10 protein-coding genes and 1 tRNA gene are annotated in these 13,120 nt (G+C 70.3%); 3 read left to right on the top strand and 8 right to left on the bottom strand.

The features are described from left to right. Positions 1-48: 48 nt before the first annotated feature. From lon to MFF56_RS11800, 5 genes are all read right to left on the bottom strand, one after another. The gene (lon, locus tag MFF56_RS11820) at positions 49-2,472 is read right to left on the bottom strand and encodes an endopeptidase La (protein WP_066922244.1); all 2,424 of its coding nucleotides are present in this window, start codon (positions 2,470-2,472) and stop codon (positions 49-51) included. Between the two features lie 314 nt (positions 2,473-2,786). Continuing rightward, positions 2,787-4,058 (bottom strand): ATP-dependent Clp protease ATP-binding subunit ClpX, encoded by a 1,272-nt coding sequence (clpX, locus tag MFF56_RS11815; protein ID WP_066922246.1) that lies wholly within the window; start codon positions 4,056-4,058, stop codon positions 2,787-2,789. A 260-nt stretch (positions 4,059-4,318) separates the two neighbouring features. Then, the gene (locus MFF56_RS11810) at positions 4,319-4,945 is read right to left on the bottom strand and encodes an ATP-dependent Clp protease proteolytic subunit (RefSeq protein WP_066922248.1); all 627 of its coding nucleotides are present in this window, start codon (positions 4,943-4,945) and stop codon (positions 4,319-4,321) included. Between the two features lie 137 nt (positions 4,946-5,082). Further along, positions 5,083-6,477 (bottom strand): trigger factor, encoded by a 1,395-nt coding sequence (gene tig, locus MFF56_RS11805; RefSeq protein ID WP_066922250.1) that lies wholly within the window; start codon positions 6,475-6,477, stop codon positions 5,083-5,085. Positions 6,478-6,642: 165 nt separating this feature from the next. Further along, a tRNA-Leu gene (locus MFF56_RS11800) sits at positions 6,643-6,727 on the bottom strand. A gap of 706 nt (positions 6,728-7,433) precedes the next feature. On the opposite strand from MFF56_RS11800, the gene MFF56_RS11795 reads away from it, so the two are divergent. Further along, entirely contained in the window at positions 7,434-8,960 is a 1,527-nt protein-coding gene (locus MFF56_RS11795; RefSeq protein WP_066920673.1) for a multicopper oxidase family protein, read from the top strand. Here the strand turns inward: MFF56_RS11795 and MFF56_RS11790 are convergent. Next, on the bottom strand, positions 8,953-10,464 hold the full coding sequence (locus MFF56_RS11790; protein ID WP_066920671.1) for a bifunctional ADP-dependent NAD(P)H-hydrate dehydratase/NAD(P)H-hydrate epimerase: 1,512 nt from the start codon (positions 10,462-10,464) through the stop codon (positions 8,953-8,955). The two genes, MFF56_RS11795 and MFF56_RS11790, sit on opposite strands and share 8 nt — an antisense overlap. A 213-nt stretch (positions 10,465-10,677) precedes the next feature. Between MFF56_RS11790 and MFF56_RS11785 the strand changes: the two genes are divergently transcribed. Beyond that, positions 10,678-11,016 (top strand): P-II family nitrogen regulator, encoded by a 339-nt coding sequence (locus tag MFF56_RS11785; protein WP_003600526.1) that lies wholly within the window; start codon positions 10,678-10,680, stop codon positions 11,014-11,016. Between the two features lie 19 nt (positions 11,017-11,035). Here the strand turns inward: MFF56_RS11785 and ruvA are convergent, their stop codons facing one another. Further along, entirely contained in the window at positions 11,036-11,653 is a 618-nt protein-coding gene (ruvA, locus tag MFF56_RS11780) for a Holliday junction branch migration protein RuvA (protein ID WP_066920669.1), read from the bottom strand. A 152-nt stretch (positions 11,654-11,805) separates the two neighbouring features. Between ruvA and MFF56_RS11775 the strand changes: the two genes are divergently transcribed. Next, positions 11,806-12,429, top strand: a complete 624-nt coding sequence (locus MFF56_RS11775) for a YceI family protein (protein WP_066920667.1) — start codon at positions 11,806-11,808, stop codon at positions 12,427-12,429. 15 nt (positions 12,430-12,444) lie between these two features. Here the strand turns inward: MFF56_RS11775 and ruvC are convergent, their stop codons facing one another. Further along, positions 12,445-13,011, bottom strand: coding sequence for a crossover junction endodeoxyribonuclease RuvC (gene ruvC, locus MFF56_RS11770; protein ID WP_066920665.1), 567 nt, complete (start codon positions 13,009-13,011; stop codon positions 12,445-12,447). Positions 13,012-13,120: the final 109 nt, after the last annotated feature.

Here is a 13,120-nt window from a genome sequence, read left to right as displayed (position 1 = left end):
AAAAAGGCCCCCGGAGCCTCGGCTCCGGGGGCCTTTCTGTCCAGGGGATCAGTGGGCCACGAAGGCCGCGCCGTCCTCGTCGCGGGCGGGCTTGGCCGCGGGCAGCGGCTCGTCCCACTCGATCGGCTCGGGCTGGCGGACCAGCGCCCGCTCCAGCACCTGGTCCATCCGAGAGACCGGCACGATCTCGAGGCCGTTCTTCACGCTGTCGGGCACCTCGGCGATGTCCTTGGCGTTCTCCTCGGGGATCAGCACCGTCTTGATGCCGCCGCGGAGTGCCGCGAGCAGCTTCTCCTTCAGGCCGCCGATCGGCAGGACCCGGCCGCGCAGCGTCACCTCGCCCGTCATCGCCACGTCGCGTCGCACCGGGATGCCGGTGAGCGTCGAGATGATGGCGGTCGCCATCGCGATGCCGGCGGACGGGCCGTCCTTCGGGGTCGCCCCCTCGGGGACGTGGACGTGGATGTCCCGGCGCTCGAAGAGCGGGGGCTCGATGCCGAAGTCGAGAGCGCGGGAGCGGACGTAGCTCGCCGCCGCCGAGATCGACTCCTTCATCACGTCCTTCAGGTTGCCCGTGACCGTCATCTTGCCCTTGCCGGGCATCATGACGCCCTCGATCGTCAGCAATTCGCCGCCGACCTCGGTCCAGGCCAGACCCGTGACCACGCCGACCTGATCCTCCGCGTCGATCTCGCCGTAGCGGAACTTCGGCGGGCCGAGGAAGACCTGCAACGTGTCGGTGTTCACCGCCACGACCTTGGTCTTCGTGATCAGGATCTCCTTCACGGCCTTGCGGATCAGGTTCGAGAGCTCGCGCTCGAGGTTGCGGACGCCCGCCTCCCGCGTGTAGCGGCGGACCAGCATCAGCAGGGCCTCGTCGTCGATCGACCACTCCTTCCGGTCCAGACCGTGCTTCTTGAGCGCGTTCGGGATCAGGTGCTTGCGGGCGATCTCGACCTTCTCCTCCTCGGTGTAGCCGGCGATGCGGATCACCTCCATCCGGTCCATGAGCGGGCCCGGGATGTTGAGGGTGTTAGCGGTGGTGACGAACATCACGTTCGAGAGATCGTAGTCCACCTCCAGGTAGTGGTCGTTGAACGTGGCGTTCTGCTCCGGATCCAGAACCTCGAGGAGCGCCGCCGACGGATCGCCGCGGAAGTCCATGCCCATCTTGTCGATCTCGTCGAGCAGGATGAGCGGGTTCGAGGTCTTGGCCTTGCGCATCGACTGGACGACCTTGCCGGGCATCGAGCCGATATAGGTCCGGCGGTGGCCGCGGATCTCGGCCTCGTCACGCACGCCGCCGAGCGACATGCGCACGAACTCGCGGCCCGTGGCCTTGGCGATCGACTTGCCGAGCGAGGTCTTGCCGACGCCGGGGGGGCCGACGAGGCAGAGGATCGGGCCGGTGAGCTTGTTCGCCCGCTGCTGCACGGCGAGGTACTCGACGATGCGCTCCTTCACCTTGTCGAGGCCGAAATGGTCCTCGTCGAGGAGGAGCTGGGCTCCGGGCAGGTCCTTCTTGACCTTCGAGCGCTTGCCCCACGGGATGCCGAGCATCCAGTCGAGGTAGTTGCGCACGACCGTGGCCTCGGCCGACATCGGCGACATCTGGCGCAGCTTCTTCAGCTCGGCGGTGGCCTTGTCGCGGGCCTCCTTCGAGAGCTTGGTCTTCTCGATCTTCTCTTCCAGCTCGGCCAGCTCATCCCGACCATCTTCGCTGTCGCCCAGCTCCTTCTGGATGGCCTTCATCTGCTCGTTCAGGTAGTACTCGCGCTGGGTCTTCTCCATCTGCCGCTTGACGCGGGTCCGGATGCGCTTCTCGACTTGGAGCACCGAGATCTCGCTCTCCATCAGCGAGAGCACGCGCTCCAGCCGCTGGGCGACGGTCGGGGTCTCGAGAATGCCCTGCTTGTCGGAGATCTTGACGAGCAGGTGCGAGCCGATCGTGTCGGCGAGCTTCGAGGGCTCGTCGATCTGGGTCACGGCGGAGACGACCTCGGGCGAGATCTTCTTGTTGAGCTTGACGTAGTTCTCGAACTCCGAGAGCACGGAGCGCGCGAGCGCCTCGGCCTCGACCTTGTCGCCGAGCTCGTCGTGCAGCGCCTCGGCCTCGGCCTCGTAGAACTCGTCCGAGCGGGTGAAGCCGGTGATCTTGGCGCGGCCCGCGCCCTCGACCAGCACCTTGACGGTGCCGTCGGGCAGCTTCAGGAGCTGCAGCACGGAGGCCAGCGTGCCGATCGTGTAGATGGCGTCGGTCGCCGGGTCGTCGTCGCCCGCGTTGATCTGGGTGGCGAGCAGGATGTGGCGGTCCGTGCGCACCGCCTCTTCCAGGGCGCGGATGGACTTCTCGCGCCCCACGAAGAGCGGCACGATCATGTGCGGGAACACCACGATGTCGCGCAGCGGCAGGACCGCGTAGGAGCCCGTCGAGCCCGGGACGACAGGCTGGCGCGATTTCGATTGAGTCATGGCTGACTTCCTCATGATGGACGCCGGGCCAGCGCTCCTCGAGTCAGGGAGCAAGCACTGCGCCAGACGCCGACCGGGCCGCGAGGGTCGGGTAGAGCTGTTGAAGCTTTGCGGCTGGTGACGCGGCACCGTCCCTCGGGGGGAGCGGGCGGCCACCGCGCTGAGCATCAGGTGATGTCCGGGGGCACCGTTTTCAAGATGCCGCCGGCTCCGGGCAGGCCGGCGGCAGAAGCGAATCGCCCTGCCGCCTCAACGCGTTACGCGGATGTGCTCCGGCGCACAGGCGGCCGGGGCGAGCCGGCCCCGGCCTGCCCTCAGGCGCTGACGCTCGCCGGCGCTTCCTTGTTGCGGTCGCCGTGGATGTAGAGCGGGCGCGACTTGCCCTCGACCACCTCCGGACCGATCACGACCTGCTCCACCGAGTCGAGGCCCGGCAGGTCGTACATCGTGTCGAGCAGGATCGTCTCCAGGATGGAGCGCAGGCCGCGGGCGCCGGTCTTGCGCTCGATCGCCTTGCGGGCGACGAGGCTCAGCGCCTCCTCCTGGAAGGTCAGGTCGACGTTCTCCATCTCGAACAGGCGCTGGTACTGCTTGACGAGCGCGTTCTTGGGCTCCTGCAGGATCTTCTTCAGGGCCTCCTCGTCGAGGTCCTCGAGCGTCGCCAGGACCGGGAGACGGCCGACGAACTCGGGGATGAGGCCGAACTTCAAGAGATCCTCGGGCTCCACCGAGCGGAAGATCTCGCCGGTGCGGCGGTCGTCGGGGGCCTGCACGCTCGCGCCGAAGCCGATCGAGGTGCCCTTGCCGCGCTGGGAGATGATCCGCTCCAGCCCCGCGAAGGCGCCGCCGCAGATGAACAGGATGTTGGTGGTGTCGACCTGCAGGAACTCCTGCTGCGGGTGCTTGCGGCCGCCCTGCGGAGGCACGGAGGCGACGGTGCCCTCCATGATCTTCAGGAGCGCCTGCTGCACACCCTCGCCCGAGACGTCGCGGGTGATCGAGGGGTTGTCCGACTTGCGGGAGATCTTGTCGATCTCGTCGATGTAGACGATGCCGCGCTGCGCCCGCTCGACGTTGTAGTCCGAGGCCTGGAGCAGCTTGAGGATGATGTTCTCGACGTCCTCGCCGACGTAGCCCGCCTCCGTGAGCGTGGTGGCGTCCGCCATCGTGAAGGGCACGTCGAGGATGCGGGCGAGCGTCTGGGCGAGCAGCGTCTTGCCGGAGCCGGTCGGCCCGATCAGCATGATGTTGGACTTGGCCAGCTCGACGTCGTTGTGCTTCGTCGCGTGGGCGAGCCGCTTGTAGTGGTTGTGCACAGCGACCGAGAGAACCTTCTTGGCGAAGTCCTGCCCGATGACGTAGTCATCGAGCACCCGCCGGATCTCCTTCGGGGTAGGCACGCCGTCGCGGCTCTTGACCAGCGAGGACTTCGATTCCTCGCGGATGATGTCCATGCACAGCTCGACGCACTCGTCGCAGATGAACACCGTCGGGCCCGCGATCAGCTTGCGAACCTCGTGCTGGCTCTTGCCGCAAAACGAGCAGTACAGCGTGCTCTTCGAGTCGTTGCCGCCAGTCTTGCTCATATCGGTCTCCGATCGTCTCGTGCGCTGCCAGCCCGGGGCGCACGCGCATCGTTCACAGGTAAGGGAATCCGCTTAAAGAAAAAGTCACCTGCGCGCTTGTGACGGGGCCTCCCGGAGACCCGATGCAAACACGCTGCCGCGGCGGGATCAAGGCCGCGGCGGGCGTGCTCCTTATTCGGCAAACGCCGTCGGGGGCACGCCGGGTTCCTGCGGCCTCCGGCGCGGGCCTAAGGGCCGCGCGCCTTCGGGCCGCCCGGCCTTCAGGCCGCGGCCGGCTCGGGGCGCTTCTGGATGACCTCGTCGATGAGGCCGAACTCCTTGGCCGCGTCGGCGGTCATGAAGTTGTCGCGCTCCAGCGCCTGATGGATGGCCTCGTACTCCCGGCCCGTGTGCTTCACGTAGATCTCGTTGAGGCGGCGCTTGAGCGCCTCGATCTCGCGGGCGTGGATCAGGATGTCGGTGGCCTGGCCCTGGAAGCCGCCGGAGGGCTGGTGCACCATGATCCGGGCGTTCGGCAGGGCGAAGCGGTGGCCGGGCTCGCCAGCGGTGAGGAGGAGCGAGCCCATCGAGGCGGCCTGGCCGACGCAGAGGGTCGTGACCGGGCAGCGGATGAACTGCATCGTGTCGTAGATCGACAGGCCGGAGGTGACCACGCCGCCCGGCGAGTTGATGTAGAAGGAGATCTCCTTCTTGGGGTTCTCGGCCTCCAAGAAGAGGAGCTGCGCGACGATGAGCGAGGCGCCGTAATCCTCGACCGGGCCGGTCAGGAAGATGATCCGCTCGCGCAGCAGCCGCGAGTAGATGTCGAAGGCGCGCTCGCCGCGGCTCGACTGCTCGACCACCATGGGGACGAGCGCGCTGTTGTAGTAGTCGACCGGATCTCTCATCACGTCCTGCCCCAGGGCTCCAAGGGGCCCGACCGCGCGAATCATCGCGGCGGCCGGGCATGTCAGCGAACACCGGCGGTGCTTAACGCCGCCTAACCATACAGCCCGCTGCCAGTCAGGACAGGTACCGGGCTACTTCAAGCCTTCGACTCGGTCGAGGCCGCCGTCTCGTCGGCGCTGTCGGCTTCCGCGTCCTCGTCGGCGAACAGCGTCTCCTTCGAGACGGGCTCCTCGACCAGTTTGACCTGCGAGAGAACGTGGTCAACCACCTTCTCCTCGAACAGGGGCGCACGCAGCTCGGCCAGCGCCTGGGCGTTCTTCCGATAGAAGTCCCAGACCTGCTGCTCCTGACCCGGGAACTGCCGGATCCGGGCGATCAGGGCCTGGTTCACCTCCTCGTCGGAGACCTTGATATCGGCGCTCTCGCCGACCTGCGCAAGCACCAGACCGAGGCGCACGCGGCGCTCGGCGATCTTGCGGTACTCGGCCTGCGAGGCCTCCTCGGTGGTGCCCTCGTCCTCGAAGGTCTTGCCGCGGGTCTTCAGGTCCTGCTCGACCTGGGCCCAGACGTTGGCGAATTCCTGGGCGACGAGCGAGGGCGGCAGGTCGAAGGCGTACTTGCCGTCGAGCGCGTCGAGGAGGTCCTTCTTCAGCTTGCGCCGGGTGGCGGCCTCGTAGTCCGAGCCGATGGCGCCGGAGATGGCCTCCTTCAGCTTGTCGAGGTTCTCCAGGCCGAGGTTCTTGGCGAGCGCGTCGTCGATCTGGGCCTCGCCCGCCGCCTGGATCTTGGTGACGGTGACGTCGAACTCGGCGTCCTTGCCGGCGAGCTGCTCGGCTCCGTAGGCCTCCGGGAAGGTCACCTTGACGAGGCGGCTCTCGCCGACCTTGGCGCCGACGAGCTGGTCCTCGAAGCCCGGGATGAAGGTGTTCGAGCCGAGCTCGAGGTCCACGCCCTCGCCCTTGCCGCCCTCGAACTCGGTGCCGTCGATGCGGCCGACGAAGTCGATGGTGACGCGGTCGCCGGCCTCGGCGGCCTCACCCTCGGCACGGTCCGAGAACGGACGGCTCTGCTTGGCCATGCGGTCGAGGGCCTCCTGGACCTCCTCGTCCGAGGGCTTGGCCACGTACTTGGTCAGGCTGACGTCCGAGAGGTCGGCGAGCTCGAAGCTCGGCAGCACCTCGAGGTTCACCGTGAAAGCGAAGTCGCCCTTGGCCTCGAGGGCCTTCTCGACTTCCGCCTTGTCCTCGGGAAACGCGACCTGCGGCTCCAGGGCGAGCTTGAGGTTGTTGTCGGTGATGATCTTCTGGTTGGCCTCGTTGACCGCGTTCTGCACCACCTCGGCCATCACCGAGCGGCCGTAGACCTTGCGCAGGTGCGCCACCGGCACCTTGCCGGGGCGGAAGCCCTTGAGCTGGACCTTGTCCTTCATGCCCGAGAGCTCGGTGTTCAGGCGATCCTCGAGGTCCTTGGCCGGGAGCAGCACCTGGTAGGCGCGCTTCAGCCCCTCGGAATGTGTCTCGGTCACCTGCATCGTCGTCGCTCTCGTACCGTCTCGTGTGGTCGTGTTCTGGTGCGCGCCGTCCCGCCGGGAGGCGCGGCTTGGGGCCGGACGCGTCGGGCGGCGGGTCCGCGGGAACGGATGAGGCGGGCCGGCTTCCGTGATCGCGGAAAAACGGACCGGTCATCCCGGCGGGGCTGGTGCGGGCGGAGGGGCTCGAACCCCCACGTCTTGCGACACTGGAACCTAAATCCAGCGCGTCTACCAGTTCCGCCACGCCCGCGCGCGCCGACGCCCGGCGCGAATCCGGCCGCCGGAGGGCGGCTCTATAACACGCGTGCACGGGGAAGCAGCAAAAAACTTAGAGGCAGGGGCGAGGCGAGCGGACGGAACCCGCGTCCTCCCTCCCCCCTCTGCGGGCAGGGCGATCGCATATGGCGGGGGTCGTCTCCTCGATCGCCACTGGAACCGCACCGCGCCCCCTCTCCCATAGGGAGAGGGTTGGGGTGAGGGGTATGACCTTTCAGAGCTGAGCACGCCATCGACGCGCGTTCAGCACCGCGTTTATCCGGAAGCCTCATACCCCTCACCCGGCTTTCTGCGAAAGCAGACCTCTCCCTATGGGAGAGGGGACCCACGCCTGACCGGGGCTAGGCTCGCTCGGCATATGCGATCGCCCTGCCTCTGCGGGGGAGAGTGGCCCCTGCGTCAGCAGGGGTCGGTCGGGACGGAGTCCCGCAGAGAGGGGAGCGACGGTGCCGGACCGTGCTCGGCATCGACGCTGGGCCTCTTCCGGAAGCTGGGGTCCCCTCTCTGCGGGACTTCGTCCCGACCGACCCCCTTCGGGGGGCACCCTCCCCCGCAGCGGGGGGAGGGAGGACGCGGAGGGCCGGCCGCGCGCATAACCCCTCGGTGGCGCCGGCTTGGCGCGGCGGCTACAAGCGGCAGCCCGAAGCGCCCTTGCGCGCCGTTCCGATCGAAGAGACCGCATGCCGCCAGCCGATCCGATCTCCGGCCCGCCCTCGCGCCGCGCGCTGCTCGGAGGGGCCGCCGCACTGGGGCTGCTCCCGGTCTCGGCCCTCGCGCAGGGGGGCGCCAAGGACGCGCCCAAGGATGCTCCAAAGGACGCGCCGAGGGATCAGGCCCTGACGCCCGAGCCCCGCGCCCTCACGGCGGCACCGGGCAAGGCCCGCCTCCGGCCCGAGCCGGCCCCGGAGACGGCCGTGTGGAGCTTCGACGGCCGGGCCCAGCCGCCGGTGCTGCGGGTGAAGCTCGGCGAGACCGTGCGGGTGCGCGTCGAGAACCGCACCGACAAGCCGCTCGCCCTGCACTGGCACGGGGTGCGCAACCAGAACGCCATGGACGGCGTCGGCGGCGTCACCCAGGCGCCGATCCGGCCGGGCGCCGACTTCACCTACGTGTTCACGCCGCCCGATGCCGGCACCTACCTCGCCCGCCCCCTCGTGGTCGGCGGATCGAGCGAGCCCTCGGGCCGAGGGCTCGCCGGGTTCCTGATCGTGGAGGAGAAGGCGCCGCCCGCGGTCGATGCCGACGTCGCCCTGCTGGTGCAGGACTGGCGCCTGGAGGCCGACGGGAGCCTGATAGGCTTCGGCCAGACCGCCTTCGCCGCGGCGAACGGGCGGCTCGGCAACCTCGTCACCGTCAACGGGCGCCCGGTGCCCGAGACGTTCGAGGCGCGCCCCGGCTCGCGGGTGCGGGTGCGCATCGGCAACGCCTGCAACGCGCGCGGCACGCGCATCCGCTTCGAGGGCCTGAAGGTCTACGTGGCGGCCGTGGACGGGCAGCCGACCGACACGTTCGAGCCGCTGCGCGCCACCCTGCCCTTCCCGCCCGGCACGCGCTACGACCTGCTCGTCGACCTGCCGTCCGAGCCCGGGCAGACGGGCTCGATCTCGGCGCTGGTCGGCCAGGGCCTCGTGCTGGCGAGCGTCACCACGAAGGGCGCGCCCGTCACCGAGAAGCGCCCGCCGATCGGGCCGGTCGGCGAGAACAGGCTCCTGCCCGCCGAGGTGAAGCTGCAGAACGCGGTGCGCCGCGACGTGGTGATCACCGGGGGCGCGACGGTGCCCAAGGATGCGAAGGACGCCGGGGCCAAGGACGCCGGGGCCAAGGACGCTGGGGCCAAGGACGCTGGGGCCAAGCCCGCGGAGCCCACCTATGCGGGCGACCCGGCCCGGATCTGGATGGTGAACGGCCAGAGCGGCGCGGCCGGTCTCGCGCCGATCTTCTCGGTGAAGCGCGGGCAGGTGGTGGTGCTGGCGCTGCGCAACGAGACCGCCTTCCCGCAGGCGCTGCACCTGCACGGCCACGTCTTCCGCCTGCTCCACCCGCTCGACGACGGCTGGGAGCCCTACTGGCTCGACACCTTCCAGCTGCTCGAGGGCCGCACCGCCCGCATCGCCTTCCAGGCCGACAATCCGGGCCGCTGGCTCCTCAGCGCCACGGTCCTGGAGCGGTTCGACACGGGGCTGTGGACCTCGTTCGAGGTCACCTGAGCCGGCTCGGCAGGCCGGCCAGCACCCGCGGCATCAGTTCCGGGATGTCCTCGGCGATCAGGCCCGGCCCGTGGCGCAGGCCCGCGTCGCCGTGGAGCCAGACCGCGGCGGCGGCGGCCTCGAAGGGCGCCATGCCCTGCGCCAGCAGGCCCGCGATCAGCCCGGCCAGCACGTCGCCCGCCCCCGCCGTGCCGAGGTAGGGCGTGGCGTGGTCGTTGATCGCGATCCGCCCATCGGGATCGGCGATCACCGTGTCGGCGCCCTTCAGCACCACGACCGCGCCCGTGAGCGCGGCGGCGCGGCGGGCCTGCTCGAGCTTCGTCAGCCCGTCCTCCGCGGCGGGCGTGCCGCCGAAGAGCCGGGCGAACTCGCCCGCGTGCGGGGTGAGCACGGCGCGGGCCTCGCCGTCGCGGATATGGCCCGCCAGCACCTCCGGCTGGCCGCGGAAGCTCGTCAGCGCGTCGGCGTCGAGCACCAGGGCGCGCCCCGCGGAGGCCGCCACCATCACCCGCTCGCGCGTCGGCTCGCCCGTTCCGAGGCCGGGGCCGAGCAGCACCGCGTTGAGGCGCTCGTCGGTGAGGATATCGTCGAGGTCGTCGGCGCTGTCGCACGCGTGCAGCATGATCGCCGTGAGGTGGGCGGCGTTCTCGGCGAGCGCGTCCTTCGGGGACGCCACGGTGACGAGCCCGGCCCCGACCCTGAGCGCGCCCCGCGCCGCCATCCGGGCCGCGCCCGTCCGGTAAGCCGGCCCCGAGAGCACGAGGGCGTGGCCGCGGGTGTATTTGTGGCTCTCGCCCGCGAGGCGCGGGAACGCCGCCCCCCAGAACGCCGGACCGTTGCGGTAGAGCGCCGGCCCGCAGGCCGCGAGCCCCGCCGACAGGGCCTGCGCGCCGGTGCCGATATCGACCACGTGCAGGTCGCCGCAGAGCGCGCGGCCGGGCTGGAGTAGGTGGCCGGGCTTGAGCGCCACGAAGGTCACGGTCTCGCGCGCCCGCACGGCGACGCCCCGTACCGTGCCGGTATCGCCGTCGAGTCCGCTCGGCACATCGACCGCGAGCACGGGCAGGCCCGAGGCGTTCACCCGCTCGACCAGGGCGCGCGCCTCGCCGTCGAGGTCGCGCGCGAGGCCGGCGCCGAAGAGCGCGTCGATGACGAGGTCGCAGGGCGGCAGCGATTCCGGGGGCCCTTCCGTCACGGGTCCGGTCCAGGCGGCGGCTGCCCCCGCCGCGTCGCCCTTGAGGGCGGGGCGCTCGCCCAGCAGGACGAGGTCCACCGCGTACCCGGTCTCCGCCAGGAGACGGGCCGCCACGAAGCCGTCGCCGCCGTTGTTGCCCGGCCCGCACAGGACGAGGACGCGCCCGCCCGCGGGCGCGAGCGCACGGGCCCGCTCCGCCACGGCCCCGCCGGCGCGCTCCATCAGGCGCAGGCCCGGCGTGCCGCCCGCGATCGCGGTCGCATCGACGGTCCGCATCGCCTCGACCGTGAGCAGCCGTGCCTCCGACATCCCGTGCCTCTCCTCTCGCGATTCCGGACCTGCCCGGGAGCAGCCCAAGACCTGCCCGGAAAATGTGCGCCCGCCCCGATCTGCCTCAACGATGTGCCGGAGCTGCCGAGGCGATAGGCCGTTTTCCCGGACTTCCGGGTAAAACGGCGTGGCGGAGGTGCGGGCGGGGTGTTAGAAATCTGACACAGCGCAGTGCTTGTCAGGCCCTCCGGCATGAAGAAGATCGAAGCGATCATCAAGCCCTTCAAACTCGACGAGGTGAAGGAGGCCCTCCAGGAGGTCGGCCTTCAGGGCATCACCGTGATCGAGGCGAAGGGGTTCGGCCGCCAGAAGGGCCACACGGAGCTCTATCGGGGCGCCGAGTACGTGGTGGACTTTCTGCCGAAGGTGAAGCTGGAGATCGTGCTCTCGGACGCGCTGGTCGAGGGCGCCGTCGAGGCGATCCGCAAGTCGGCCCAGACCGGCCGCATCGGCGACGGCAAGATCTTCGTCTCCACCATTGAGGAGGCGATCCGCATCCGCACCGGCGAGACCGGCACCGACGCGATCTGAGCGCTCCGGGCGGGCCTTCTCAGCGGGCGAGTTCCTTCAGCCCGAGCCGGATCAGCGCGCGCGCCTCCGCGCCTTCCCCGGCGCTCTTCAGCGCCGCCGCCACCGCAGCCCCGGCCTGGGCCTGCGGGTAGCCGAGATTGGTCAGCGCCGAGACGGCGTCCGCGACCGGCCCTGACGGGCCGCCCGCCTCCGCCGCCTCGACGAGGCTCGCCAGCGCCGGGTCGAGTGGCGCGAAGGCCGGCGCCTTGTCCTTCAGCTCCGCCACGAGGCGCGCCGCGAGGCGCGGGCCGACGCCGGGCGCACGCGCGACCGAGCCCTTGTCGCCGGTGGCGATAGCGGCCCCGAGTTGCTCCGGCTCCAGCACCGAGAGGACGCCGAGCGCCACCCGCGCACCCACGCCCTGCACGGTCTGGAGCAGGCGGAACCACTCGCGCTCGGCGTCCGAGCGGAAGCCGTAGAGGCGGATCATGTCCTCACGCACGATCGTCTCGATCGAGAGCTGCGCCGCCTCGCCCAGGGCCGGCAGCCGCTGCAGCGTGCGGGCCGAGCAGTGAACCACGTAGCCGACGCCGTTCACGTCAAGGATCACGAAATCCTCGCCGAAGGAATCCACCAGGCCCTTGAGCTTGCCGATCATCGTCCAGCCTTCATCCGTGCGCGGATGACTACAGAAGCGGGCCCGCGCGCACCATGCGCGGCTTGAGCGCGGGCGGCAGGCGTGGAACAGGGGAGCACGCGCCCGCCGGAACGAGCCCCGGCCCAACGCCCCACAGGAGCCCCGCCGACACCATGCGCCGGACCCCGATCCTGACCTCGACCCTGCTGGCCCTCGGCCTGCTCGCCACCCCGGCCCGCGCCCAGACCGCCGAGGGGCCGACGACCGACCCGAACCAGGTGCGCCCCGGCGCCTACCAGCTCGACCCGGCCCACGGGAAGATCACGTGGTCGCTGAGCCATCTCGGCTACTCGACCTATTTCGGGCAGATCACCGATGTCTCGGGCGAGGCGACCCTCGACCCGAAGGAGCCGGCCAAGAGCCGCCTCAGCGTCATGATCCGCACCGACAGCGTCAGCGGCCTCAACCCGAAGCTCGACCAGCACCTGAAGACGCCGGACTTCTTCGACACCCAGAAATTCCCGACCGCGACCTTCCGGGCGACGGCGGTCGAGCCGACCGGCCCGACCACCGCCCGCGTGGTCGGCGACCTGACGCTCAAGGGCGTGACCAAGTCCGTCGCCTTCGACGCCACATTCAACCAGGCGGGGGTCAGCCCCGTGGACAAGCAGTACACGGTGGGCTTCGACGGGCGCGCGGTGATCAAGCGCTCGGATTTCGGCATCAACGCCTTCCTGCCGATCCTCGGCGACGAGGTGACGTTGCGGCTCGAAGGCGAGTTCAAGGCAGCCAAGTAGCATTCGGGCCGCGTCTCAGCCCTGCCGGGCGAGCGCCGCCGCGATCCGCTCGGCGGCGCGGCCCGAGTAGCCTGCCGGCAGGTGTTTCTGTCGCAGCGCGTGCGCGTCGCGGTGGTTGACGTGCGTGATCGCGATGGCGAGCGCGTCGGCCGCGTCCGCGAGGCGGAACTCGGCCCTCGGCAGCAGGAAGCGCACCATCGCCTGGATCTGCGCCTTGTCGGCGTGTCCGTTGCCGGCCACCGTCTTCTTGATCAGGCTCGCGGCGTACTCGTGCACCGGCACGTCGTGGAGCGCCGGCACCAGCAGCGCGATGCCGCGAGCCTGGCCGAGCTTGAGCGTCCCCTGCGCGTCGCGGTTGACGAAGGTCTCCTCCACGGCGGCCTCGTCGGGCCGGAAGGCGCGCACGACCCCGGCGAGGCCGTCGTGCAGCGCGCGCAGGCGCCGGGCCAGCGGCAGGTCCTCGTCCGAGGTGACGACGCCGCAATCGACGTAGGCAAGCTTGGAGCCCGTGACCGTGACCGCCCCCCAGCCGGTGCGGCGCAGGCCCGGATCGATGCCGAGGATGCGGACGGGTTCGCTCATGGGTCGCCTCGGGATCGCCTGACGGGCCGGCGGGGCCGGCACCGCCCGAGCGTTAGGCACATATCGTGAACGGGACGTTTCGCCAACAGGCGTCGCCCGCGGCCGCGGC

The sequence above is a fragment of the Methylobacterium hispanicum genome (assembly GCF_022179285.1).
GTDB lineage: Bacteria > Pseudomonadota > Alphaproteobacteria > Rhizobiales > Beijerinckiaceae > Methylobacterium > Methylobacterium hispanicum.
This window is presented reverse-complemented; position numbering and strand designations above follow the sequence as displayed.

What these genes read in the sequence shown, in the direction of transcription:
- MFF56_RS11785 (WP_003600526.1), top strand. Translation starts at nt 10,678, where the DNA reads ATGAAGAAGATCGAAGCGATCATCAAGCCCTTCAAACTCGACGAGGTG.
- ruvA (WP_066920669.1), bottom strand. Translation starts at nt 11,653, where the DNA reads ATGATCGGCAAGCTCAAGGGCCTGGTGGATTCCTTCGGCGAGGATTTC.
- MFF56_RS11795 (WP_066920673.1), top strand. Translation starts at nt 7,434, where the DNA reads ATGCCGCCAGCCGATCCGATCTCCGGCCCGCCCTCGCGCCGCGCGCTG.
- ruvC (WP_066920665.1), bottom strand. Translation starts at nt 13,011, where the DNA reads ATGAGCGAACCCGTCCGCATCCTCGGCATCGATCCGGGCCTGCGCCGC.
- lon (WP_066922244.1), bottom strand. Translation starts at nt 2,472, where the DNA reads ATGACTCAATCGAAATCGCGCCAGCCTGTCGTCCCGGGCTCGACGGGC.
- MFF56_RS11790 (WP_066920671.1), bottom strand. Translation starts at nt 10,464, where the DNA reads ATGTCGGAGGCACGGCTGCTCACGGTCGAGGCGATGCGGACCGTCGAT.
- MFF56_RS11810 (WP_066922248.1), bottom strand. Translation starts at nt 4,945, where the DNA reads ATGAGAGATCCGGTCGACTACTACAACAGCGCGCTCGTCCCCATGGTG.
- MFF56_RS11775 (WP_066920667.1), top strand. Translation starts at nt 11,806, where the DNA reads ATGCGCCGGACCCCGATCCTGACCTCGACCCTGCTGGCCCTCGGCCTG.
- clpX (WP_066922246.1), bottom strand. Translation starts at nt 4,058, where the DNA reads ATGAGCAAGACTGGCGGCAACGACTCGAAGAGCACGCTGTACTGCTCG.
- tig (WP_066922250.1), bottom strand. Translation starts at nt 6,477, where the DNA reads ATGCAGGTGACCGAGACACATTCCGAGGGGCTGAAGCGCGCCTACCAG.